The organism is Streptomyces umbrinus, from assembly GCF_030817415.1.
Lineage (GTDB): Bacteria > Actinomycetota > Actinomycetes > Streptomycetales > Streptomycetaceae > Streptomyces > Streptomyces umbrinus_A.
Map to the genome: position 1 here is coordinate 11,342,853 of NZ_JAUSZI010000002.1, position 23,450 is coordinate 11,366,302.

Annotated in this window: 20 protein-coding genes and 4 pseudogenes; 5 read left to right on the plus strand and 19 right to left on the minus strand. The window is 70.1% G+C overall.

All coding sequences use genetic code 11. The features are described from left to right. Positions 1–159 precede the first annotated feature (159 nt). The 12 genes and pseudogenes from QF035_RS50270 to QF035_RS50325 all read right to left on the minus strand — a co-directional run bounded on the left by QF035_RS50270 (position 160) and on the right by QF035_RS50325 (position 10,799). Positions 160–441 (minus strand): DUF3459 domain-containing protein, encoded by a 282-nt coding sequence (locus QF035_RS50270; RefSeq protein WP_307529333.1) that lies wholly within the window; start codon positions 439–441, stop codon positions 160–162. After that, complete coding sequence (locus QF035_RS50275) at positions 429–1,187, minus strand: alpha-amylase family glycosyl hydrolase (protein WP_307529335.1); 759 nt, start codon at positions 1,185–1,187, stop codon at positions 429–431. The genes QF035_RS50270 and QF035_RS50275 overlap by 13 nt, the downstream gene beginning before the upstream one ends. Before the next feature lie 566 nt (positions 1,188–1,753). Further along, positions 1,754–2,008 (minus strand): annotated as a pseudogene (locus QF035_RS50280) (alpha-glucosidase); the annotation flags it as partial. 276 nt (positions 2,009–2,284) lie between these two features. Further along, positions 2,285–2,935 carry a CoA transferase subunit B gene (locus tag QF035_RS50285; RefSeq protein ID WP_307529337.1) on the minus strand — a complete coding sequence of 217 codons (651 nt, stop codon included), beginning with the start codon at positions 2,933–2,935 and terminating at the stop codon, positions 2,285–2,287. Next, positions 2,932–3,723, minus strand: a complete 792-nt coding sequence (locus tag QF035_RS50290) for a CoA transferase subunit A (RefSeq protein WP_307529339.1) — start codon at positions 3,721–3,723, stop codon at positions 2,932–2,934. Before QF035_RS50290 ends, QF035_RS50285 begins: the two co-directional genes overlap by 4 nt. 16 nt (positions 3,724–3,739) lie before the next feature. Continuing rightward, a complete protein-coding gene (locus tag QF035_RS50295; protein WP_307529341.1) occupies positions 3,740–4,510 on the minus strand; it encodes an SDR family NAD(P)-dependent oxidoreductase in 771 nt (256 codons plus the stop codon). Next, positions 4,507–5,472 carry a fumarylacetoacetate hydrolase family protein gene (locus QF035_RS50300; protein WP_307529343.1) on the minus strand — a complete coding sequence of 322 codons (966 nt, stop codon included), beginning with the start codon at positions 5,470–5,472 and terminating at the stop codon, positions 4,507–4,509. The genes QF035_RS50295 and QF035_RS50300 overlap by 4 nt, the downstream gene beginning before the upstream one ends. Before the next feature lie 89 nt (positions 5,473–5,561). After that, complete coding sequence (locus QF035_RS50305; protein ID WP_307529345.1) at positions 5,562–6,512, minus strand: VOC family protein; 951 nt, start codon at positions 6,510–6,512, stop codon at positions 5,562–5,564. 11 nt (positions 6,513–6,523) lie between these two features. Next, on the minus strand, positions 6,524–7,567 hold the full coding sequence (locus QF035_RS50310) for an amidohydrolase family protein (RefSeq protein WP_307529347.1): 1,044 nt from the start codon (positions 7,565–7,567) through the stop codon (positions 6,524–6,526). Further along, the gene (locus QF035_RS50315) at positions 7,564–8,712 is read right to left on the minus strand and encodes an FAD-dependent oxidoreductase (RefSeq protein WP_307529349.1); all 1,149 of its coding nucleotides are present in this window, start codon (positions 8,710–8,712) and stop codon (positions 7,564–7,566) included. The genes QF035_RS50310 and QF035_RS50315 overlap by 4 nt, the downstream gene beginning before the upstream one ends. Positions 8,713–8,826: 114 nt before the next feature. Further along, on the minus strand, positions 8,827–9,804 hold the full coding sequence (locus tag QF035_RS50320) for a cyclase family protein (RefSeq protein ID WP_307529351.1): 978 nt from the start codon (positions 9,802–9,804) through the stop codon (positions 8,827–8,829). Beyond that, positions 9,801–10,799, minus strand: coding sequence for a fumarylacetoacetate hydrolase family protein (locus QF035_RS50325; RefSeq protein ID WP_373466868.1), 999 nt, complete (start codon positions 10,797–10,799; stop codon positions 9,801–9,803). Before QF035_RS50325 ends, QF035_RS50320 begins: the two co-directional genes overlap by 4 nt. 150 nt (positions 10,800–10,949) lie before the next feature. On the opposite strand from QF035_RS50325, the gene QF035_RS50330 reads away from it, so the two are divergent. The 5 genes and pseudogenes from QF035_RS50330 to QF035_RS50350 all read left to right on the plus strand — a co-directional run bounded on the left by QF035_RS50330 (position 10,950) and on the right by QF035_RS50350 (position 16,513). After that, entirely contained in the window at positions 10,950–11,894 is a 945-nt protein-coding gene (locus QF035_RS50330) for a LysR family transcriptional regulator (protein WP_307529353.1), read from the plus strand. 120 nt (positions 11,895–12,014) lie between these two features. Continuing rightward, a complete protein-coding gene (locus tag QF035_RS50335; RefSeq protein ID WP_307529355.1) occupies positions 12,015–13,355 on the plus strand; it encodes an MFS transporter in 1,341 nt (446 codons plus the stop codon). 460 nt (positions 13,356–13,815) lie between these two features. Continuing rightward, complete coding sequence (locus tag QF035_RS50340; RefSeq protein WP_373466869.1) at positions 13,816–14,463, plus strand: hypothetical protein; 648 nt, start codon at positions 13,816–13,818, stop codon at positions 14,461–14,463. Between the two features lie 45 nt (positions 14,464–14,508). Further along, positions 14,509–16,043 (plus strand): annotated as a pseudogene (locus tag QF035_RS50345) (ISKra4 family transposase). 71 nt (positions 16,044–16,114) lie between these two features. Then, a complete protein-coding gene (locus QF035_RS50350) occupies positions 16,115–16,513 on the plus strand; it encodes a DUF4440 domain-containing protein (RefSeq protein WP_307529357.1) in 399 nt (132 codons plus the stop codon). 45 nt (positions 16,514–16,558) lie between these two features. Here the strand turns inward: QF035_RS50350 and QF035_RS50355 are convergent, their stop codons facing one another. From QF035_RS50355 to QF035_RS50385, 7 genes and pseudogenes are all read right to left on the minus strand, one after another. Further along, on the minus strand, positions 16,559–17,107 hold the full coding sequence (locus QF035_RS50355) for a GNAT family N-acetyltransferase (protein ID WP_307529359.1): 549 nt from the start codon (positions 17,105–17,107) through the stop codon (positions 16,559–16,561). A 597-nt stretch (positions 17,108–17,704) separates the two neighbouring features. Beyond that, complete coding sequence (locus QF035_RS50360; protein WP_307529361.1) at positions 17,705–18,346, minus strand: CoA transferase subunit B; 642 nt, start codon at positions 18,344–18,346, stop codon at positions 17,705–17,707. Next, positions 18,346–19,023, minus strand: a pseudogene (locus QF035_RS50365) (CoA transferase subunit A); the annotation flags it as partial. The pseudogene QF035_RS50365 and the gene QF035_RS50360, both read right to left, overlap by 1 nt. A 58-nt stretch (positions 19,024–19,081) precedes the next feature. Further along, positions 19,082–20,302 carry an IS110 family transposase gene (locus QF035_RS50370; RefSeq protein WP_307531963.1) on the minus strand — a complete coding sequence of 407 codons (1,221 nt, stop codon included), beginning with the start codon at positions 20,300–20,302 and terminating at the stop codon, positions 19,082–19,084. A gap of 233 nt (positions 20,303–20,535) precedes the next feature. Continuing rightward, positions 20,536–20,658 (minus strand): annotated as a pseudogene (locus QF035_RS50375) (CoA-transferase); the annotation flags it as partial. 130 nt (positions 20,659–20,788) lie between these two features. Then, on the minus strand, positions 20,789–21,733 hold the full coding sequence (locus QF035_RS50380; RefSeq protein WP_307529365.1) for a fumarylacetoacetate hydrolase family protein: 945 nt from the start codon (positions 21,731–21,733) through the stop codon (positions 20,789–20,791). Then, positions 21,730–23,334 (minus strand): MFS transporter, encoded by a 1,605-nt coding sequence (locus QF035_RS50385; protein ID WP_307529367.1) that lies wholly within the window; start codon positions 23,332–23,334, stop codon positions 21,730–21,732. Before QF035_RS50385 ends, QF035_RS50380 begins: the two co-directional genes overlap by 4 nt. Positions 23,335–23,450 lie beyond the last annotated feature (116 nt).

Below are 23,450 nucleotides of genomic sequence, written 5' to 3' on the forward strand. Positions count from 1 at the left end.
CGCGGCAGTGCTGAGGCCGACGCCGACCCCTCCCCGCTGGCGTGGGCACCCCGGAGAGCCGCTGGTCCCGTACAGGTTCGCATCTCGTGTGTCAGTGGCAGGGCCTGTCCGGTCGGCGGGGAGTGGGACGGGACAAGCACTGGGGATTCGGGGGGCGGCTCACTGCACGGCGAGCCAGGCTGCCTGGTCCGGGGCCAGGCGGTTGTTCGCGACGGGGCCGCTGGTCAGCAGGACCGAGGTGTGGTCGGGCAACTGGTACGGCTCGGCCGAGAGGTTGACCACGCAGACGAAGCCGGGTTCGCGACGGAAGGCGAGGACACCGGCGGGGGCGTCCAGCCAGGTCAGGCTGCCGTCACCGAGGGCGGGGTACTCGCGGCGCAGTAGAAGGGCGCCGCGGCAGAGCTCCAGCATCGAGGTCCCGTCGCCGGTCAGGGCCTCCACCGTGCACGGCACCCAGCCGGCGGGCTGGGGCAGCCAGGGCGCGGCGAGGGCGTCCTCGGGGCTGAAGCCGTACGGCGCCGTCCGCCCGGACCAGGGGATCGGGACACGGCAGCCGTCGCGGCCCCGCTCGGTATGGCCCGAACGCTCCCAGACGGGATCCTGGAGGACCCCCCTCGGACAGGTCCTCGACCTCGGCCAGGCCGAGGTTCCTCGCCCTGGTAGATGTAGGTGCCGCCGGGGAAGGCCAGTGTGAGCAGGGCGGCGGCACGGGCACGCCGGGTACCCAGTTCGAGATCCGCGGGGCCGGCAGGGACGTAGGACTCGTTGGCCACCCCCTTCCTCGCGGCTTTGCGGCCGCAGCGGCCGGCGTGGCGCATGACGTCGTGGTTGGACATGACCCAGGTGGCCGGGGCGCCGACCGTGCCGGGCATCGCGAAGGTGTCGTCGATGACGGCGCGCAGGTCCTTCGCGTCCCAACTGGCCATGAGATACCCGAAGTTGAAGGCGATGTGCAGACCGTCCGGACGGAGGTGGGCGGCGAGCCGCTCCGGGGTGTCCGTCCATGCCTCGGCGACGAAGGCGCGGTCGCCGGGGTGCTCGTCGGCCACCTTCCGCCAGGCCCGATAGATGTCGTGGACCTCGTCGCGGTCCCAGAAAGGGTGCACGCTGCCGTCGTGGCCGGCCAGGTCCGGCAGTTCGGGATCCTTGACGAGGTCGTGCGCCACGTCCATACGGAAGCCGTCCACGCCGCGCTCGAACCAGAACCGCAGAACGGACTCATGATCCGTCGGCCGTGGGTTCGAGTCCCACCCGCCCCACCTGCGTAGGCTTCTGACCTGCGGATACGTTCTTTTTTGGGTGTCGGATCGTCAACTTTGCCTGAACGGACTGAATCCGTTGCTCGCGGGTTGGTGTTGTGGCTGTCGGTGGCTCTTCGAACTGGTCTGACCTGCACAGATGTGCTGCCGCCGCGGTCGGGGACGTTGCTGAATATGGCCGGTGTGAGCGGCTGGACGTCGAATTCGGGACGCTGGCAGGACACAGGGAAACGGAAGTGTCCGTTCCGATGCCGTGCCGTCGATGCCCGCCAAGGCTGGGCAGGGGCATCCGAGTGGTGGGGTGGCGCGAGGTTGGGCCTCGGCTCCGCTGATCACCGAGCCGCTGCCGAGGCCGGCCGGAGCGACGGCCTAACGGCCCGTACTGAAGACGGCCGAACCTCTCAAGGAGTCGCATCACGAGGCTGCGAGTCGTGGCCGCGAGATACTACGAGGCGATGGTCCGCTACGGGGAAAGCATTCTCGTGACGGACCTCCAGCGCCGGCATCATCAGGGCCGCTGCTCGGGTTCGGCGGGTGCCGAGGGTGAGGTCGGTGGGGTGGCCCTGGTCGCGCAGCGGGGTCGTGATGCCGGTGTGGGCGCGGCCGTAGCGGGTGACGTGGCGGGTCTCGTCGTGGTTGGAGAGGACCCAGGTGGCGGGGGCGCCGACCGTCGCCAGATCGGTGATCGTGCGGGCGATGACCTCCCTCAGCTTGTCCGCCTCCCAGGCACACTTGAGGAAGTCGAAGTTGGGTGTGGCTCAAGAGCCGCATCCGTCGAAGTTGGAAGCGCGCGGGTTCGAAGATTCTCGGACCGAGTTGCTGACGAACCTGCGCGTTGACCCGCTCGTGGTGCTGGACCGAGCGATGTGTTCGTGGCGGACACGCGAGGTGCGTCAATGGCGACGGACAGCCGGAACATGATGGGCCATGGCAGCCGTCAGGCGATTGGGTCGGTCAAGCCCGGGCTGGGGTGATCGAGTTGGTGTAGGTGCCGTGCAGGTCGGAAACGTTGGGTTCCACTTGAGTCAGCGGGCGGTCGTGGTGCCGTCGTGTTGTAGGGGCGCGTCGGTGCGTGCCGTGATGGTCTCGACGCCGACCCCTGGAGCGGTCTCGACCAGGGCGAGGCCGTCCTCGGTGATGTCGAGAACGCCCAGGTCGGTGATCACCCGGTGCACGCAGCCTTCGCCCGTGAGTGGGAGCGTGCAGTTCTTGAGGATTTTCGGGCTGCCGTCCTTGGCGGTGTGGTCCATGAGGACGATGACGCGGCGGGCGCCGTGGACGAGGTCCATGGCGCCGCCCATGCCCTTGACCATCTTGCCGGGGATCATCCAGTTGGCGAGGTCGCCGGTGGCGGAGACCTGCATGGCGCCGAGGACGGCGGTGTCGATGTGGCCGCCGCGGATCATGCCGAAGGAGAGCGCGGAGTCGAAGAAGCTCGCGCCGGGCTGGACGGTGACGGTCTCCTTGCCCGCGTTGATGAGGTCGGGGTCGACCTCGTGCTCGCGGGGGTACGGACCGGTGCCCAGGATGCCGTTCTCGGAGTGCAGGACGACATGCACCCCGGGTGGGAGGTGGCCGGGGATGAGGGTGGGCAGGCCGATGCCGAGGTTGACGTAACTGCCGTCGGTCAGCTCGGCGGCGGCGCGGGCGGCCATCTGGTCGCGGGTCCAGCTCATGCGCGTACGGTCCCTCGTGTCGTAGGCGTCGAAGACGCGGAAAATCGGAGATGTTCTATGCGTTTGTCGGTGGCCTGGGCGGGGGTGAGGGCCACGACCCGCTGGATAAAGATGCCGGGGACATGGATCGTGTCGGGGCCGAGGGCTCCGGGCTCGACGAGTTCCTCGACCTCGGCGATGGTGATCCGGCCCGCCATGGCGGCGAGCGGGTTGAAGTTGGCGGCGGCCTTGTTGAAGACCAGGTTGCCGTGGGTGTCGCCGCGCCAGGCCCGGACGAAGGCGTAGTCGGTGGTGATGCCATGTTCGAGGACGTGGTCGCGACCGCCGAATGTGCGGGACTCCTTCGCCGGGGAGGCGACGGCGATGCTGCCGTCGGGCGCGTAGCGCCAGGGCAGACCTCCGTCGGCAACCTGTGTGCCCACGCCCGCCGGGGTGTAGAAGGCCGGAATGCCGGCGCCGCCGGCTCGCAGCCGCTCGGCGAGGGTGCCCTGCGGGACTAGTTCGACCTCCAGTTCACCGCTGAGGTACTGGCGGGCGAACTCCTTGTTCTCCCCTACGTAGCTGCCCGTCACGCGGCTGACGCGGCCCTCGGCGAGGAGAACGCCCAGCCCCTGGCCGTCGACCCCGCAGTTGTTGGAGACGACCTCCAGACCGGTGGCGCCCTGGACGTGCAGGGCGTCGATGAGGGTGGCCGGTATGCCGGACAGGCCGAAGCCGCCGACTGCCAGCGAGGCCCCGTCGGGGATGTCGGCGACCGCCGCGGCGGCGCTCGCACTGACCTTGTTCACGTATGGGTCCTTTCAGTCAGAGGTCAGTCGGAGGTTCGGTCGGAGGCCGTCGCAGGGCGTCGGAGATGGACTTGGCGCCGCCGTGTGCGGTGAAGCCGCCGTCGACGGGGATCTCGGCGCCGGTGATGAAGGACGCGTCGTCGGAGAGGAGGAAGACCACCAGCGGGGTGATCTCGTCGACGGTGCCGGTGCGGGCCAGCGGTGTCTCGCGGATGTTCGCCTCGCGGAAGGCGGGCGCGGCGGAGGCGGTCATCTCGGTCTCGATGAAGCCGGGATGGACGGTGTTCACACGGATGCCCCGCGGGCCCAGCTCGACACAGGTCGTCTTCGACAGGCCGCGCAGCGCCCATTTACTGGCCGTGTACGCGACCGGGTAGTGCCCGGTGAGCCCGGCGGCCGAGCCGACGTTGACGATCGAAGAGCCCGGCGGCATCAGCGGAGCCAGGTGCTGGATGGCAAGGAGCGGGCCTGTGACGTTGACCGCGTGGACGCGGGCGAAGTCCTCGGGCGTGACCTCGTGCAACCGCGCGCGCCAGGTGATGCCGGCGTTGTTGACCAGGCCGTGGACCTCTCCGTACTGGCGACGCAGCCCTTCGGCGAGCGCCGCCCATTCCTTCGGCTCGGTGACGTCCAGGCGCAGACAACCCGGAGCCTCGGTCACATCGGTGGCGACGACCACCGCCCCCGCCCGGGTCAGCGCCTCGGCCTCGGCCGCGCCCTGCCCGCGCGCGGCTCCGGTGACGACGACGACCTTGCCGTCCAGCCTGTTCGCGGCCCCGCGGTTCACGGGCGCAGCCGCAGGCGCTTGCGGGCCCGGGGGATCGGTAGCGGTCCGGCGCCGGGCACGACGGTGTTGGAGACGGTGCCGATGCCCTCGACGGTGAGGGTGACGGTGTCGCCGGGCTTCAGCGGTGGCGGGTCCTGGCGGCCGCGTATGCCCCACAGCTCGGCCAGGCAGCCGCCGTTGCCACAGGTGCCGGAGCCGAGCACATCGCCGGGACGGACGTATGTGCCGCGGGAGGCGTAGGCGACCATCTCCTCGAAGGTCCAGCTCATGTTGGACAGCAGGTCCTCGCCGACCACCTCGCCGTTCACCGAGGCGGTCAGCGCCAGCCGCAGGAAACCGTCGGTGTCCCGGTACGGCTCCAGCTCGTCGGCGGTGACCAGGTACGGGCCGAGGGTGGTGGCGGTGTCCTTGCCCTTGCAGGGGCCGAGCCCGACCTTCATCTCGGCGGACTGCAGGTCGCGGGCGGACCAGTCGTTGAAGATCGTGTAGCCGATGATGTGGTCGCGGGCCTGCTCTGGTGTGAGGTCGCGGCCCTCGACGCCGATGACGGCGGCGACTTCGAGTTCGAAGTCCAGGACCGAGGAGCCGGGTGGCACGGGAATGTCGTCGTGGGCGCCGATGACGGCGTACGGATTGGTGAAGTAGAAGGTCGGCGCGTCGTACCAGGCGTCCGGGACCCCGGCCGCGTTGTCGATGCTGCGCCGTACGCCCTCGACGTGCTCCTCGAAGGTGACGAAGTCCCGCACGGACGGCGGCTGGAGAGGCGGCAGCAGCCGCACCTGCGAGACATGCGGGCCGCCCGGCACGGCCGGCGTGGCGTTGCTCGCCTCACGCAGGGCCGCGGGGCCCGCCCGGAGCAGGTCGAGCAGCGAGGCGCGGCCGGGAAAGGGGTAAAGGGTGCCGTCGTCATCCACGGTGGCGACGCTGCGGCGGCCGTGGTGTTCGTACGTGGCGAAGCGCATGGCAATCCTGGGGTGTGGCGTAGGAGTGGACCAGGGACGCGGGGGGAGTCAGGGCATGGACCGTTCCGCGCCCCCGGAGCCGAGGGGGATCAGACCGGCGGGGCGACGAAGACGCCGCGGTCGACGTCGTTGAAGGATTCCTTGACGATCAGCTCGTTCATCGCGTTCGCCGTGCCCCACTGATCGGTGACCTCGGGCTGGGAGAAGTCGTAGACGTGCGGATGCCAGGTGTCCTCGTCGAGCTCCTCCAACTCCGTCGTGTACTCGACGGTGTTGCCGTGCGGGTCGAGGAAGTACGTGAAGGTGTTGTCGCCGGCCATGTGGCGGCCCGGGCCCCAGAGCTTGCGGGCGCCGGAGCGCATCACGCGTCCCGAGCCGCGCATGTACTCGTCCAGACCGCGCATCTCGAACGAGACGTGGTGCAGGGAGGTGTGCGGGCCCTTGGCGAGGGCCATCGAGTGGTGCTGGTTGCTGATCCGCATGAAGTGCATGACCTCGCCCATGTGCGGGGAGCTGAGCGTGTCGGACAGCCGGAAGCCGAGGTGGCGCTCGTACCAGGCACGGGTGGCGTCCAGGTCGGGGGAGTTGAGGACGACGTGCGAGAGGCGGACCGGGATGGCCTCCTTCTCCTCGATACGCCGGTGCTGCCGGGCCTCGACCTCCGCCGAGACCTCGATGGTGCGGCCGTCGCCGTCGAAGAAGCGGAAGCCGTAGCCGCCGCCGGGGGTGTCGACCTTGCCCGGCTGCGAGATCAACCGCACGCCGTCCGCGAGGAGTTGCTCGGCGAGCGTGTCCACGTCGGCGTCCGACGCGGCGCCGTAGGACACGAGGTCGAGCCGCTTCTCGTCGGCCTTGCGGAGCCGTATGACGTACTGCTCGGGGCTGCCCTCGGCGGCCAGGAAGGAGATGCCCTCGTCCTCGGCGACCTTGGTCAGGCCCCAGACTCCGGCGTAGAAGTCCAGCTGCTTGTCGTAGTCGGGCACGGCGAGGTCGACGTGCCGCAGATGGGTGAGCAGACGGTTGGGCAGGTCGTTGGTCATGTCGGGGCTCCTCAGGAGAGGCGCAGCAGCGCTGCCGCGTTGCCGCCGCGTACGGCGTGGAAGTGGTGGTCGGGCAGGTCGGTGGCGGCGCGCAGCGCGCCGACCGGGTCCTCGGTGCCCATGTCGAAGGGGAAGTCCGAGCCGAGCAGGACCCGGTCGGGGCCGGCCACCCGGATCAGTTCGCGCAGGACGTGCGGGTCGTGGACGAGCGAGTCGAAGGACAGCCGCTTGAGGTAGCTGCTCGGCTCGGACGCGCAGCCCCGCGTGTCCGGTCTGGCCCGCCAGGCGTGGTCGGAGCGGCCGATGTGGGTGGGCAGGTAGCCGCCACCGTGCGCGGCGATCACCTTCAGGCCGGGGTGGCGGTCCAGCACCCCGGAGAAGATGAGGTGGGAGAGCGCGACGGCGTTCTCGGTGGGCTGGCCGACCGTGTTGGACAGGTACCAGCGGTCCAGGCGCTCGTCGAGCGTGCAGCCGAAGGGGTGCAGGAAGAGCACCGCCCCGGTCGTCTCTGCGAGCGCCCAGAACGGGTCGTACGCCGGGTCCGAAAGCTCGCGCCCGGGCGCGTGGCTGGAGATCTCCACTCCGCGCAGGCCCAGGCCGAGGGCGTGGTCGAGGGCCTTGACGGCGAGGTCCGGGTGCTGGAGCGGGACGAGGCCCAGTCCGTGCAGCCGGTCGGGGGCCTGGGCGACATGGGCCGCGGTGCCGGCGTTGGCCAGTTCCCACACCGTGCGGGCGAGGTCCTCGTCGGCCCAGTAGTGGTAGTGCGACGGGGACGGCGAGACCAGTTGGATGTCGACGCCGGAGGCGTCCATCGCGGTGAGCCGGGCCTTGACGTCGGTCAGCCGGGGGATGCGGTCGCGGACCATCGGGCCGCTGACGGCGAGCGCCTCGGGGCCGTTGCGGCGGGCGTCGAGAGCGCGGGCGGCGTCCAGCCCGGGGTGTCCGGCGACGGCCTGCTCGACCTGCGGAAGCAGGACGTGCGCGTGGACGTCGATGGTGGGGAGGGCCGAGGTGGCCAGGGCGTCCGGGGTGTCCGGGGTGTCCGGGGTCGTCACGGGGTCTCCTTCAGGACGGACATCGTGCGGCCGATCAGGCCGGGGACATCGGCGTCGCGGACGCCGTCCAGCTGCCACTGGCCGAGCTGCACCGAGGCCTCGACGACCATGCGGACACGGTCGATGCGGCGCTCGTAATAGCGGGTCAGGAGCTCGTCGAGGGAGCCGGCGGAGTCCCACGACTCCGGGGCGCTCAGCAGCTCGGCCAGTACGGAGGCGTCCTCAAGCGACATGGCCGCGCCCTGCGCGAGGGTGGGCGGGCAGGCGTGGGCGGCGTCGCCGATCAGCACGACCCGGCCGCGGTGCCAGGAACCCTCGACGAGCAGCCGGTCGAACCAGGTGTAGTTGACCTTGGCGGGGTCGGTGATGCTCGCGGCGATCTCGGGCCAGGCGCCGCCGTACGGGGCTGCCAGGCGCCGCATCTCGTCCGCGTACGAGGCCGGGTCGATGGAGGCGCGGTCGCGGTTGGCCTCGACGAGATAGGCGTAGATGGTGTTCTCACTGGTGGGGCAGTAGCCGGCGATGTAACAGGGCCCGCCGTAGGCCAGGTCCGTGCGCTCCACGCTCGCCGGGCGGGGTGCGGCGACGCGCCAGATGGCCATGCCGGTCGGCTCGGGCTTCTCACTGATGCCGATCACCGCGCGGGTCAGGGAATTGAGACCGTCTGCCGCGATGACGAGGTCGTAGCGGCCCTCGGTGCCGTCGCTGAAGCGGACGGTGACGCCCGTCTCGTCCTGGACCAGTTCGTCGGCGGTGGTGCCGAGGCGGACCGTCGCACCACTGGCCAGGACCGCCTCGCACAGGATCTCCTGGAGCCGGGGCCGCTGCATGCCGATGGTCGCGGGCAGGTCCACGCCGCCGGAACGGATGTCCTGCTGGACGTGGAACACGTGACCGTCGGGCGTGGCCAGGCCCACCGAGTCGAAGGCGTAGCCGCTCTCCCGGACCTTGTCCCACACGCCCAGCTCGCGCAGCACGCGCAGCGCGTTGCCCTGGAGGGTGATGCCGGAGCCGAGGACGTTCCAGTCGGGCTTGGCCTCGATCAGGTCCACGGTGATGCCCGCTCGCCGCAGCAGCACGGTCACGGCGTTGCCGGAGGCGCCGCCGCCGATGACGAGGACGGTGTGGGGGCGGGGGTCGGTCATGGGGTCTCCCTGTGGTGGGCCGCGCGACATCGAGCCGCAGGGGTGGTGGTGCGGGCCGGATGGGCCGGGCTGTCGGGGTTGCCGGGGCGCGGTGCACCCCGCCCGTACGGAGCGTTACTTGACGGCGATCGGGTTCACCGGGGAGCCGACGGCTCCGGTGATGGGCAGCGGGGCGGCGGTTAGCCAGAACTCGTACCGCCCGTCGGCCGCGCAGTGCTCGGCCAGGGCGTCGAGGTCCCACATCTCGCCTATGAGCAGACCGATGTTGGGGATGGCCACCTGGTGCAGCGGCTGGAAGGCGTGGTCGAACTCGTTGGGCCGGACCTCGAAACCCCAGGTGTCGGTGGCGATCCCGGCGATCTCGCTGCGGTGCAGCCAGCCGGCGGTGGTGAAACTCAGCCCGGGCGAGGGACCGCCCGCGTACTCGCCCCAGCCGTCGCGCCTGGCGCGGGCCAGCCGTCCGGTGCGGACGAGGACGAGGTCGCCGCGGCCGACGGTGACGCCGTGCGCCTCGGCGCTGGCGGTCAGGTGCTCCTCGGTGATGGCGAAGCCGTCGGGCAGTTCGCCGTTCTGGCCGACGACCAGGCCCACGTCGAGGAGGACGCCTCGCCCGGCCACGTACGGGGCCATGTGCTCGATGCCGGTGACGAGGTCGCCGCTGGAGGTGACGACCTTCTCGGCGGCCCGCCCGTTCCATGCCTTGCCGTGGTCGAAGATGTGGCCGAGGCCGTCCCACTGGGTGGAGCACTGCAGCGGCATCGCGATCACGTCGTCGGCACCGCCGATGCCGTGCGGGAAGCCCTGGTTGCCCAGGGCGGCGTCGGTGCCGGTGTCGAGCATGGTGTGCACCGGATTCGTACGCCGCCGCCAGCCCTTCTGCGGGCCGTTCATGTCGAAGCGCTGGGAGAGCGAGAAGCTGACGCCGTCGCGGACGAGGGCCGCGCCCTCGCGGCGCTTTTCGGCGTCCAGGAAGTTGAGCGTGCCGAGGACGTCGTCCTCGCCCCAACGGCCCCAGTTGGAGTACGCCTTGGCGGCCTCGGCGATCGCACCCTCGGCGTCTTTCGCATCAGGCACAGTGGGGCGGCCGATCACGGGGCCTCCTCCGCGACGCAGTGGGTGCGCTGGGCGCCGAGCCCCGTGACGGAGCCGTCCATCACGTCGCCGTCGCGCAGCAGCCGACCCCAGTGCATGCCGTTCCCGGCCGGGCTGCCGGTCAACACCAGGTCGCCGGGCAGGAGTCGGGCGGTCTGGGAAATGTACGAGACCAACCGCGCCACGCCGAAGATCATGTCCTTGGTGGACTCGTCCTGCATGGTCTCGCCGTTGAGCTTCAGGGTGACCCGCAGGTCGGACGGGTCGGCGATGGACCCGGCCGGGACGATCCAGGGGCCGAGCGGGGTGAAGCCGGGCGCGTTCTTGCAGCGCAGCCAGTCGGTGCCGATGACGGGCATGTCCCGGCGGAAGACGGTGGCACGGTCGGTGAGGTCGTTGGCGATGGTGTAGCCCGCGACGTGGTCGAGGGCGTCTTCCACCGTGACCCGGTAGGCGGGGCGGGAGATCACCGCGGCCAGCTCCAGCTCCCAGTCGGGCTTCTTGGCCCAGGAGGGCAGTACTACGTCGTCGTAGGGGCCTGCGATCGTGGTCGGCAGGCCGATGAAGACGTACGGGAGGTCCTCGGCGGCCCGTTTGTCCATGATCGCCGCGATCTCGGCGCGGGCCTCCTCGACGGTGCGCGGGTCGTCCGGGGCGCGGTGAGCGACCTCCAGGTCGATCACGTGCTGCCGGTAGTTGGCGCCGGACTGGAAGATCTGCCGGGGCTCGACGGGCGCGTGCACGGACAGGTCGTCCAGCGGCAGCCAGTCACCGGCCGGATCGCCCGCGAGGCGGTGCAGGCGCGGCAGTTCCGCGTCCCAGCGCTCCAGGAGCGCGAGGGCGGTCAGCGCGGGTTCGGCCAGCGCCGTACGCAGGTCGAGCACACGGCCGTCCGGCACCACGAGGCCGGGGAACGGGGCGCCGCCCGGAGCGGAGAGAGTGCCGATAGCGAACGGGCCTGCGAAGAGGGGCGCCGACGAGGCTGCGGATTTCACGGAGATGTCCTCCCGATTGCGGTGACACCAATCTGACCCGTAAATTGTGATTGAGGAAATCGATTCTCTGGATGATCGACATCCAGGCGGTGAATACCCGGGCCCAGGCCCTGACTCTCTCCTGCTCTCCTACTCCGTACGGGGATCCGCGTGAACCTGGCCAGCCTGGACCTCAACCTCGTCGTCGCCCTGCGCGCTCTCCTTGAGGAGCGCAACGTCACCAGAGCCGGCCGACGCATCGGGCTCAGCCAGCCCGCCATGAGTGCCGCGCTGGCCCGGCTGCGCCGTCACTTCGACGACGACCTGCTTTCCCGGGTCGGCGGAGGCTACGAACTGACCGCCCTCGGCCTGGCGCTCCTAGACCGCACCGTCACCGCCTGCGACCTGCTCGAACGCGTCTTCACCAGCCAGGCGGTGTTCGACCCCGCGCATGAGGAGCACGAGTTCACCCTGCTCGCCTCCGACTACGCGGTGGCCGTCTTCGGCGCCGACCTCGCCCGCGTCGTCCACACCGAGGCGCCGGGGATCCGGCTGCGCTTCAGACAGTCCCCGACGGACATCACCGAGAACACGGGGGCGCTGCTGAGCACCGCCGACGGGCTGCTGCTGCCGCACGGCATCATCGGCGACTTTCCCGCCGTGGAGCTCTACCGGGACCGCTGGGTCTATCTCGTCGCCGACGACAACCCCGAGGTCGGCGAGCGGCTCGCCCTCGACGATCTGGCCCGGCTGCCGTGGGTGACGTACCAGCGCACGTACGACGCGCCCGCCGCCCGCCAGATCGGCATGCTCGGTATCGAGCCGCACGTCGAAGTCTCGGTCGACAGCTTCCAGTTGATCCCCCTCCTGGTCGCCGGGACGCGCCGGGTGGCTCTCATCCAGGGGCATCTCGCCGACCGGCTGGACGGACTCGTCCCCGTACGGGTCATGGAACCGCCCTACGACGCCGTGCCGCTCCGGGAAGCTCTGTGGTGGCACCCGGTCCACACGCACGACGCGGCGCACATCTGGCTGCGGGAGACGGCGGCGCGGGTCGCGGAGACCATCCACGGCAAGAATGATCGCGATCCGGCAGATCGATCGGACAGAGGCTAGGCAGGGCCGGGCCGCTCACTCATAGTCGACCCCAGTTCCTCCGCACGCCCCCCTTCTCGGGGTGTCTGTTCCCCGGTGGCGTGCCCGCCCTCCCCTCGTCTCGCCACATGGAGTTCCCGCATGCCCCCTTCCGTGCCACCTCCATCGTCCCCGCCCGCTCACGCGGAGCCGGTGCCATCGCCGTTGTCCCCGCCCGCTCCCGGCGAATCAGCGCCGCCGCCGGGCGCGACCCTTCCGACGTCCGGTGCCGCGCACCGGCTGCGGGTCGCTCTCCTCATGGCCGGCAGCTGTCTGCCGATCCTCGGGGCCGTCCTGATCGCGCCCGTGCTGCCCAAGATGCAGGACCACTTCGCCGACGTGCCCGGCGCGGCCGCCCTGGTCCCGATGGCCCTCACCGTCCCGGCCCTGGCGCTGGGCCTGCTGGCACCCTTCGCGGGCGTCATCGTCGACCGGCTCGGCCGTAAGCGTCTGCTGATCGTCGCGACCGTTCTGTACGCGGTCTTCGGCACCGCCCCGCTGTGGCTGGAGTCGCTGGGCGCCATCGTGGCCAGCCGCGCTCTGGTCGGTATCGCCGAGGCCGCCATCATGACCTGCTGCACCACGCTGATCGGCGACTACTACAGCGGCCGGATGCGGGACCGCTATCTTGCCCTCCAGACCATGTGCGCCTCCGCCTCCGCGACCGCCTTCTTCGTCATCGGCGGTGCCGCGGGGTCGGCCGGCTGGCGGACCCCGTTCTGGATCTACGCGGTCAGTCTGCTCATCGCCCCCCTGATGGCCATCGGGCTGCCGAAGCCGACGACGTCCGCCGCCGCCGCTGCCGAGGACGGGGTGAGCACGGACGCCACGGGCATCACGGCCACCGCGGTCGCTTCGAAGCACCCGTTCCCCTTCCGGCAGTTGGCCGGGATCTGCGGACTCACCGTGTTCGGGGCCCTCGTCTTCTACGCCGTCCCGGTGGAGATGGCCTACCTGCTGGACGACCTCGGCGTGACGGCGACCAGTGTGATCGGGCCGGCCACAGCCATCGCCAGCGCCGCCACCGTGGCCGGCGCGATCACCTTCGCCAAGCTGAGCGGGGCCCCGGCGCCCCGGCTGCCACTCGTCTTCGCCCTGTGCGCGGCCGGGTTCGCGGTGATGTGGCTCGCGAACAGCGCCCCGCTGCTGATCGCCGGCGCCGTACTCAACTGCCTCGGCACCGGCCTCCTGCTGCCTTCCCTGCTCACCATCGCCATGTCCAAGCTGGACTTCGCCGACCGCGGCCGTGGCACCGGCCTGTGGACCGCGTCCTTCTTCATCGGCCAGTTCATCTGCCCGCTGATGCTGATCGCGGCCGAGTCCGCCCTCGGCACCCTGGCCGCCGCCGTCGGCCTGCTCGGCCTGGCCTCGGCCGTCGTCGCGGCAGGCCTCTTCCTGGCCGCCCGGCGCGGGGCACCGGCCGTCGCACCGTTGCCCCAGTAACGGGAAGCCGCCCTCGGCGGGCGAGTCGAGGGCGGCGCTGTCCGGTACGGACCAGGTCCAGGCAGTGAGGCCGGTTTGCAGAACGGGGGGAAGCCGGCCTGATGCGCGGCCTTCAGGGCCTGATCGTATTTGTCCACATGGATGGTTCCGCCGCGGGGTAGAGCCTTTGCGCGGTGGTAGGGGAATCCGCTGCGCGCGAGTTCGATACCCCTACCCGAGCTGAGTCGACTGCTCGGCACAGCCGGGTTGTTGTTGTCCAACGGCCGATTCGGGACGCGTTCGGGACGCAAGGATAGGAACAGACCGTCAAAGGTGAAGGGATGTCGATATGGCATACCTGCTCTGACCTGCAAAAACGTCATGGATGGGCATTGATTGACGAGGGTCGCCAAGATCCTCAAAGGACTCATAATCCGTCGGGTGTGGCTCTTCTGCAGTGAGCTGGTGATGCCGTGCGCCGTTGCCGTTCGTGGTCGGACGGCGGATCGTCGTGTACCAGGACGCGGTCTTGGAGGCGGCGATGGTGTCGTGGCTGGAGGAGCTCGATCGGCGGGAGGCCGTCGCGCGGGAGGAGATCGCTGAACTCCGGGACAGGACCGAGGAGTTGAGCAGGCGTCTTGCTGAGCGGGAGGAGGTGTTGTCCCGGCTGGAGATCACGCGGGAGACGATGACCGAGATCCTGTCCGGCGAGGACACGGTCACGGTGGCCGGGGCGGAGGCGGACGCCGGCGGGGCGGGGCTGGAGGAGTACCGGTCCGCGGCGGGCTCGCCGGTCGGGGTGCGGCTGGTGCCGCAGTGGATGCCCGGGCTGGGGATGGAGGTGCTGCCGGGTTCGTACCGGGACATTGTCGAGGTTCTCCAGGACGCGGTGCATCCGATGCGGGCGCACCACCTGTGTGCCGCGCTGGGCTTGTCGACGGACAAAAGCAAGGTGGAAGGTTTTCGGGCGAAGCTGAAGCGGCTGGTCGAGCGGGGCTGGCTGGCGGAGGAGGGGCCGGGACTGTTCACGCCGTGCGAGGCCCTGGCAGCGGACGGGGATGCGCCGGAGCGGGCTGGGTCCTCCGCCGTGCGTGGTCGCGCCGGTGTGGGGTCGGGCTCTCGTCCCTAGCGTCGAAGGTGCCAACCGATTCCACGCTCGAAAAGCGAGAGCCCGATGCCTGGAGCGTATGCGGCCGCCGCGGCGGCTGACCCCTTTGACCGAGCCGCTTCTTTCCTCACTTCGCTCATTGATTCCCTCTCCCGTCCCGAAGCACTGCTCCTGTCCCACGAGCGGGTGGAGGAAACGCCGAACAGGGGGCGAGGGAGCTGGCCCGCCTCCTCCTGCAAGGCCACCTGGACCTGCGCGCCCGCCAGGAGGAAGCCGAGCTGTCGGCCCTGGACACGGACGGCCGGGCCGCGCTCGCCGCGGGTCGCACCCGGCTGGAGAAGGGCCACCGGCGCCAACTGGCAACCGTGGTCGGGCCGGTGACCATCACCCGGTGCGCACTGCGCGCCCCGGGCCTGCCCAACTGCTATCCGGCCGACCAGGTGCTGGGACTGCCACGCGAGCGACACAGCCTGGGGCTGCGCCGGCTGGTGGTGCTGGAAGCCGCCCGCGGCTCCTACGACCACGCCGTGGAGGCGATCGGACGCCGCTGCGGGACGCGGGCGGTCGGCAAACGCCAGGCCGAACAGCTCGTGCGGACGGCCGCGGTGGACATCGCCGCCTTCGATGCCGCCCGCACCCCGGCTCCGGCGGCCGGCACGACGCTGCTGGTGCTCAGCGTCGACGGCAAGGGGATCGTGATGCGCCCGGGGCACCTGCGGGAAGCGACGCGGAGGGCAGCCGAGCGTGCGACGCGCACGTTCCGCACCCGGCTGTCCGCCGGGGAGAAGACCTGCCGCAAGCGAATGGCCACGCTGGCCGTCGTCCACGACGCGGATCCGGCTCCGCGCCGCCCGCACGACATCATCGCTCCACCCGGAGGCCGCACCGGCCGGCGCACCCCGCGCAAGGGCCCCAAAGCCCGGGCGAAATGGCTCACCGCCTCGGTCAGAAACGACGCCGACAAGGTCATCGCCGCTGCCTTCGACCAGGCAGAGGCCCGCGACCCCCAGCACCGCAGGTCCTGGGTGGTCCTGGTCGACGGCGCCGCCCACCAGCTCGAGTTGATCCGGGCCGAGGCCGCCCGCCGCAAGGTCGAGATCCATATCGTCCTCGACTTCGTGCATGTGCTCGAGAAGTTATGGGCGGCTGCGCGGTGTTTCCACACCGCCACCGATCCCGCAGCCGAAGACTGGGCCGGGGCCAAGGCCGCCCGGATCCTGGCCGGTGACGCCCCCGGAGCCGTCGGCGACATCCACGCCGAAGCCGACCGCACGGGCCTGTCCCCAGATCAGCGGGCCGCGGCGGACAGGGCCTGCCGCTACCTGGAGAACAACGCCGCCTATCTCCACTACGACAAGGCCCTCGAGGCCGGCTGGCCGATCGCCAGCGGCACCGTCGAAGGAGCAGCCCGCCATCTGATCGCCGACCGACTCGACATCACTGGCAGCCGATGGAGCGTCTGCGGAGCCGAAGCCGTCCTTACCCTCCGCGCCGTCATCAGCAACGGTGACTTCCCGCAGTACTGGACCTTCCACACCCACAGAGAACGCGAACGCCTATACCCCGCCCCCGACCAGGCCGAATACGACCTGACCGCCTGAATACGACCGTCACTCAGGAAAGCCGCACACATCACGCAAGGGCGAACCGGTGCCGGTGCTACGGTCCCAGTATGTCCAAGACCAAGATCGACGGCGTCGCCGCCGAGTTCTTCAGTGCGTTCGACAACAGGGGCGGCAAGGCCGCAGATGTGGATCGGGTCCGCCGACTGATAGTGCCTGGGGGCGTCCTCATCAAGGCAGGGCCGGAGTTCACGGTGTACACCGTGGAGGAATTCATCGAGCCACGCCAACAACTGCTGGTCCAGGGCCGACTGGTGAACTTCAACGAGTGGGAGACTGCGGAGCGCACCGAGACCGTCGGCGCCATCGCATCGCGGTTCAGCGAGTACCGGAAATCCGGGATCCTCGACGGCGAGCCCTTCGAGGGCGGCGGGACGAAGACGATGCAGTTCGTACTCACCTCGGATGGCTGGCGGATCGCTGCGGTCTCCTGGTGCGACCGGCCCTGAGGCCAAAAGCCGCACCGCCGCACGATCTGGAGTATCCCTCCAGGGTCAGCCCGAAGGGGGCAGGCGCAGTTGCATCCAGACCGAGCTGATGTAACCGCCGTTCTTCGTGGCGTACTCGTCGAAGGTGCCCACGTCGGTGAAGCCGAACTTACGGTGCAGAGCCACCGAAGCATCATTGGGAAGTGCGATCCCAGCCAGCGCGACATGGACCGGCTGCGAGCGCAGCGTTTCGATGAGGGTGCGGTACAGCGCCGAACCAATCCCAGCGGCCCGCGCATCGGGATCCACGTAGACGCCCAGTTCAACCGTTTGATCGAAGGCCGGATGCGTCCGGTAGGGACTGCTTGAGGCGCACCCGAGTACCCGATCACCGGTAGTGGCCACAAACAGCTGGTGCGGACCCGTTTCGGAGAATCTCTCGAACCACTGCAAGCGGCTCTCTACCGTGACCGGTTGGGTATCGAAAGTGATGATCGAGTGGGTGACGTAGTGGTTGTAGATCCGTACCAGCTCAGGAAGATCATCTTTGCGTCCGGTGCGTACTACCAGCCCGTCGCCGGCGCGACGCCCGGCCTCGCGGTCTCTTCCTGCCATGGGCCGCATCATGCCATGGTCGTTCTCCCAGATCAGCCCGTCCCTGCAGAAGAGCTACACCCTAATCCGTCGGCCGTGGGTTCGAGTCCCACCCGCCCCACCTGCGTAGGCCTCTGACCTGCGGAAACGTTCTCTTTTGGGTGTCGGATCGTCAACTTTGCCTGAACGGACTGAATCCGTTGCTCGTGAGTTCTGTGGTGTTGCCCTCGATGGTAGTTAGAACGTGGCTGATCTGCAGGTATGCGCTCGGTTGAAGGTGGTGAGGCAGCCAAGGGTGGCGTGTGTGCATGGCTGGGCCCCGAATTCGGGACGCTCTCAGGACGCAGGGAATTGGAAGTGGCTGCGTTGGGCCGTCCTGTCGGCGCTGTGGAAGTGCTTTCTGGTGCAGGCGGCGCGGTGTGACTGCAGGCGACCAGGGCGTCGCCTGACCTCGGGTCTCGTGGTTGCCCCCGCGGCTGTGGACGCGCGGAACGATCCCCACGGCAGCCTTCATTTCGACCTGTGGTTTCCGGTGCCGTATGGGGAGGCGCCCGCAGCTGCCTGGGAGCCGACCCCTGACGGGGCGGGGATCGGCCTCCGCTTACGCGGTCGAGGAGGTCAGGGCCAGGCGGGCACCAGGATCGGTGGTCCCGTACGCTCGCGGACGTCCGAGAGGGTCACTCCGGGGGCGAGTTCCACCAGGGACAGGCCGTCGGCCATGATGTCGAGGACGGCCAGGTCGGTGATGATGCGGTGGACGCATGCCTGCCCGGTCAGCGGGAGGGTGCACCTGTCGACGATCTTCGGCGAGCCGTCCTTGGCGGTGTGCTCCATGAGGACGACGACCTTGCGGGCGCCGTGCACCAGGTCCATGGCACCGCCCATACCTTTGATCATCTTGCCGGGTACGGTCCAGTTGGCGAGGTCACCGACTGCGGAGACCTGCATGCCGCCCAGCACGGCGACGTCGATACGGCCGCCGCGGATCATCCCGAAGGACTGTGCGGAGTCGAAGAACGCGGCGCCGGGCAGCACGGTGACGGTCTCCTTGCCCGCGTTGATCAGGTCGGGGTCGATCTCGTCGTCGTAGGGGTAGGGGCCGGTGCCCAGGATGCCGTTCTCCGAGTGCAGCACCACGTGCACGCCGGGCGGGAGGTGGCCCGGGATGAGGGTGGGCAGTCCGATGCCCAGGTTGGCGTAGGAGCCGTCGGGCAGTTCGTGTGCGGCGCGGGCGGCCATCTGGTCGCGGGTCCAGGCCATCAGTGTCGCTCCTCACGCTTGCGGACGGTGCGCTTCTCGATGCCCTTGTCGTCGGCGGGGACGGGGCCCACGACCCGGTCGACGTAGATGCCGGGCAGATGGACGGCGTCGGGGTCGATGGCGCCGGGTTCGACGAACTCCTCGACCTCGGCGATCGTGATCCGGCCCGCCATGGCCGCCAGGGGGTTGAAGTTGGCGGCGCTGCGGTGGAAGACGAGGTTGCCGTGCCGGTCGCCGCGGGCGGCCCGTACGAGGGAGAAGTCGGTGGTGACGGCTTCTTCCAGGAGGTACGTCCGGCCGCGGAACTCCCGCGTCTCCTTCGGCGGGGAGGCCACGGAGACGCTGCCGTCGGGGCCGTAGCGCCAGGGCAGTCCGCCGTCGGCGACCTGGGTGCCGACCCCGGCCGGAGTGTAGAAGGCGGGGATGCCGGTGCCGCCCGCGCGCAGCCGTTCGGCGAGGGTGCCCTGCGGGGTGAGTTCCACTTCCAGTTCACCGGCGAGGTACTGGCGGGCGAACTCCTTGTTCTCGCCCACGTAGGAGCCGGTCACCCGGGCGATGCGGCCGGCCGCCAGCAGGATGCCGAGCCCCTGGCCGTCCACGCCGCAGTTGTTGGAGACCACGCTCAGGCCGCCGGCGCCCTGCGCGAGCAGGGCGCCGACGAGCACGGGGGGGGTGCCTCTATGTCTTTCGTCAACCCTGTCGTGCCGGGTTTGGGGTGATTCGTTGGTATGGGGTTCATGCGGCGGCGGGGGTGGCGGTGTCGGGCTCGCGGGGTTCGTAGAAGGTGCCGTCGCGGAGCATGGCGAACAGGACGCTGATGCGTTGGCGCGCGAGGCGGAGGAGGGCTTGGGTGTGGGTCTTTCCGCGGCCTCGCTGGCGGTCGTAGTAGGTGCGGGAGGCGGGGTCGGCGTTCATGCAGGCGAAGGCGGAGAGGAACATGGCGCGTTTGAGCTGCCGGTTTCCGCCCCGTGGGGCGTGGTCGCCGTGGATCGAGGTGCCCGACGACTTCGTGGTCGGGGCCAGGCCGGCGTAGGAGGCGAGGTGGGCGGCGGTGGGAAAGCTGGTGCCGTCGCCGACGGTGACCAGCAGGACGGCGGCGGTCCTGACGCCGACGCCGGGCATCGACGTCAGGACCGGGGAAAGAGGGTGCGCCTCCAGCAGAGCGTTGATCTGGGCTTCCAGAGCCCGGCGCTGGGTGTGGACGGCGGCGAGCGAGGCGGCCAGGGAGGGCACGACGATGTCGAGGGTGCCGGTGCCGGGCACGACGACGGTCTGTTCGTCGAGCGCGTCGAAGACGTCGTCGATCAGCCGCTGGGCCATGCGTGGGGCCTTGGGCCGGATGAGCTCGACGAGTCTGCGGCGGCCGGCTTTTCGCAGGGCGGCCGGGGATCCGTAACGCTCCAGGAGCCAGGTGACGGCCTGGTGGTCGAGGCGGGGGCCGAGGACGCGTTCGAGGCTGGGGTGGAACTGGGTGAGCAGGCCGCGTATCCGGTTGCTGGTGCGGGTGGCCTCGGCGGCGAGGTCCTGGTCGAAGCCGACGAGCACGGTCAGCTCGGCGGTGATCTCGTCGGTCAGTTCCAGCGATCGCAGGGTGTGCGGCATGGTGCGGGCCGCGTCCGCGATCACCGCGGCATCCTTGGCGTCGGTCTTGGCCTCACCCGGGTAGAGGTCGGCGATCCGGCGCATGGCCAGGCCGGGCAGGTAGGCGACCTGGCAGCCCGAGTCCCGGGCCACGGTCAGGGGGAGAGCACCGATGGAGGCGGGCTGGTCCACGATCACCAGCACGGTGCCGAACTTCGCGATCAGCCTGTCGAACACCGCCCGCAGTTTCGGCTCGCTGTTGGGCATGGCCTTGTCGAAGACCTTCTTGCCGGCTGGGGTCAGTCCGTGCCCGTGATGGGCGCTCTTGCCGACGTCCATGCCGAGGAAGACGCCCACACTGCTGGTATCGAACATCGCACCCTTCCAAAGGAGTTGAACGGTGCCGGCCTCGGCAGTGGTGTCGTACGCGCGCATCCACGTTATGCAGACCTGCCGCCCGCGGATTGTCCGGCATTGCGCCGGACCGGGCGGTGGCCGGACCTCTCATCAGCGTCTCCGACGGCACCTCCCGGGCCCGGTGACACCACCCCCCAGGTCATCCGTTCGACAGGGGGACACAGTCATGCCGGGCCCGGAGGCCAGCGGTCCTCTTGCAGGACCGCGAAGAACATAACGGGGATACCGCACAGCCCGAAGCCGCCCACCGCCAGCGAGGCCCCTTCCGGTATGTCGGCGACCGCATCGGCGGCCGAGGCCATGACCTTGTCCACGTTGTTTCATGTCTCCCGGTGCCGGACGCTGTATCGGGCACCGGGGTCTGCCAGAGGCAGGTTGTTCAGGGGGCGGAGGCTTCGGGCTGGGGAGAGCCGTCGCTCGGGGTCGATTCCAGCCGGTGCGGGGTCACTGCCTGCGGCGGGCGGATGGCACGGGCACCGGGGCGACGCCCTCGATGACGGTGTTGCTGATGGTGCCGATGCCCTCGACCGTCATGGTGACGATGTCGCCGGGGACGAGCGGCAGGGGTTCGAAGGTGCCGTTGCGGCCCCAGAGTTCGGCCAGGCAGCCGCCGTTGCCGCAGGTGCCGGAGCCCAGGACGTCGCCGGGGCGGATCCAGGTGCCTCGGGAGGCGTACGCCGCCATCTCCTCGAACGTCCAGGCCATGTTGGCCAGTCGGTCCTGGCCGACGGTCTCGCCGTTGACCTGGACGGTCAGGGCGAGGTCGAGGAACCCCTCCGGGTTGCGGTGGGGTTCGAGTTCGTCGGCGGTGACGAGCCAGGGGCCGAGGGTGGTTGCCGTGTCCTTGGCCTTGGCCGGGCCGAGTTTGACCCTCATCTCGCGGCCTTGCAGGTCGCGAGCGGACCAGTCGTTGAGGATCATGTAGCCGAGGATGTGCTCGCGCGCCTGGTCGGGGGTCAGGTCCCGGCCGGGCTTGCCGATGACGGCGGCCACTTCGAGTTCGAAGTCGAAGCGTGCGCAACCCGGCGGCACCGGCACGTCGTCGTGGGCGCCGATCACCGAGTACGGGTTGGTGAAGTAGAACGCGGGGGCTTCGTACCACTCGTCGGGCACGGTGTCGCCGTATCCCTGGGCGATGCCCGCGACATGGCCCTCGAAGGTCATGTAGTCACGTACGGTCGGCGGTCGCAGCGGTGGCAGCAGTCGTACGTCGGCCAGGGGCAGCGGCAGGGAGCCGGTCAGGGCGCGTTCGCCCGCCCAGCGCAGGGACTGCTCGCCCTCCATGACCAGATCCAGTAGTTCGACGGGGTGTTCGAACGGGTGGACCTGGTCGCCGGCGACAACTCCCGGCTGCCGTTTCCCGTCGTGCACGAAGGTCGCGAACCTCATGCCACAATCCCCTCAGTCTCGGCCGACATCGTGCCACTGCGCCCGAAGCCGACGAAGACGGCGGCGATCACAGCGGCGGCCAGACAGGCGACGGCGGTGAGGATCAGTCCGTTGTTGTAGCCGCGGGCAAGTGCCTCCGTGGTGTACGGGGCGAGCTTGGCGCTGAGCGGACCGAGGTCGGCGGTGTGCAGCGCGAGCGGGCCGCCCTCGTGCAGGACGGCGGAGGCGATGCCGTGCTCCTTGGGGGTCAGGCCCGCGTCGGCGAGGCTGCCGGTGATTTGACGTGCGGCCATGCCGAGGGCGACGGCGCCGACGACGGCGGGGCCGAGGGTCTGGCCGAGGTCGCGGACCAGGCTGGTGGTGGCACCCGCCATGCCGGTCAGCTTGGGCGGTACGACGTTCACGGCGGCGGCGGTGAGGGCGGCGACGACCAGACCGAAGCCGACACCGTTGAGCACCAGCGGCCCGAGCAGGGGGATCAGGCCGCTTTCGTGGATCGGCACCGCCCGCAGCCACAGTTGGGCGCTGGCCAGTGAGACGAACCCGGTGACGAGCATGGGGCCGGGGCCCACCCGGTGCAGCATCCGGACCAGCAGCGGCCAGATGAGCGGGGTGACGCCCTGGATGACCAGGAAGGGCACTGCGGCCTGGAAGGGGCTCTGGTGCTGGATGACGCCGAGGCGGATGCTCAGGTCGTACGCGCCGCCGAGGAAGCCGAACATGCCGATCACCGCCATCGCGGCCGACGCGGCGAAGGCCGGGATACGGAACAGCTCCAGGCGCAGCATCGGGGCCGTGCTGCGGCTCTCCACCAGCACGAACGCGACGATGAACACGGCGAAGGCGACGAAGGACGCGACGACGGGAGTCGAGCTCCAGCCGTCGGAGGGGCCCTGGATGATGCCGTACAGCAGGGCGAGCATGGCCACGGCGATGGCGATCTGGCCCGGCCAGTCGAGCGAGCGGCCCTCGGGGGCGCTGGACTCGGTGGCCAGCAGCCAGGCACCCAACGCGGTGATCACGGCGAGCACGCCGGTCACGCCGAACGCCCACTGGAAGGAGGCGTGTTCGACGATCCCGCCGGACATCAGCGGGGCGAGGAAGGCGCCGAGCGACAGGGCCGTGGTCCAGGAGGCCAGCCCCTTGGCCCGTGCGGCCGGGGTGGTCGTGACCGCGGTGATCATGGACAAGGAGGCGGGGAAGAGCGCGGCGGCTCCGATGCCGGAGATCGCCTGCCCGGTGATCAGCTGGGCTGCCGAGTCCGAGGTGGTGGACACCAGGTAGCCGACGGCGGACACCAGTGCCGCGCCCACCACCAGTTTCTTACGGCCGTACAGGTCGCCCACGACGCCGAAGGTCAGCGCGAGGACGGCGGCGGGCACCAGGAAGGCGTCACTGATCCAGGTCAGTTCTCCGCCGGACGCATGGAGGGTGCGCTGCATGACGCCGTTGATCGCGGCGGGCAGGACCAGTCCGATCTGGGCCAGGCAGACGGCCAGACAGCCGGCGATGATCGTGCGGGTGTGGCGTGCCGTGGCGGCCGGTGGGGTGTCGGACGACGACGGGGCGGCGGATGGGTCGTAGGCGGGGACGGAGACCATGTCTCCTCCTTGGCAGGGTTGGCGGGACGTTCGGCCCGATGGGGGAATGCGGGGAGTTGGGTGCACCGGAGGGGGCGGTGCGCCGGTCGCGGAGGGCGGGGCCTCGGCAGGGCGAG

Coding starts and splice junctions, on each gene's coding strand:
- QF035_RS50285 (WP_307529337.1), bottom strand. CDS start 2,935: ATGAGCTGGACCCGCGACCAGATGGCCGCCCGCGCCGCCGCCGAGCTG.
- QF035_RS50300 (WP_307529343.1), bottom strand. CDS start 5,472: ATGCGCTTCGCCACGTACGAACACCACGGCCGCCGCAGCGTCGCCACC.
- QF035_RS50305 (WP_307529345.1), bottom strand. CDS start 6,512: ATGACCAACGACCTGCCCAACCGTCTGCTCACCCATCTGCGGCACGTC.
- QF035_RS50315 (WP_307529349.1), bottom strand. CDS start 8,712: ATGACCGACCCCCGCCCCCACACCGTCCTCGTCATCGGCGGCGGCGCC.
- QF035_RS50335 (WP_307529355.1), top strand. CDS start 12,015: ATGCCCCCTTCCGTGCCACCTCCATCGTCCCCGCCCGCTCACGCGGAG.
- QF035_RS50350 (WP_307529357.1), top strand. CDS start 16,115: ATGTCCAAGACCAAGATCGACGGCGTCGCCGCCGAGTTCTTCAGTGCG.
- QF035_RS50355 (WP_307529359.1), bottom strand. CDS start 17,107: ATGGCAGGAAGAGACCGCGAGGCCGGGCGTCGCGCCGGCGACGGGCTG.
- QF035_RS50360 (WP_307529361.1), bottom strand. CDS start 18,346: ATGGCCTGGACCCGCGACCAGATGGCCGCCCGCGCCGCACACGAACTG.
- QF035_RS50370 (WP_307531963.1), bottom strand. CDS start 20,302: ATGTTCGATACCAGCAGTGTGGGCGTCTTCCTCGGCATGGACGTCGGC.
- QF035_RS50380 (WP_307529365.1), bottom strand. CDS start 21,733: ATGAGGTTCGCGACCTTCGTGCACGACGGGAAACGGCAGCCGGGAGTT.
- QF035_RS50385 (WP_307529367.1), bottom strand. CDS start 23,334: ATGGTCTCCGTCCCCGCCTACGACCCATCCGCCGCCCCGTCGTCGTCC.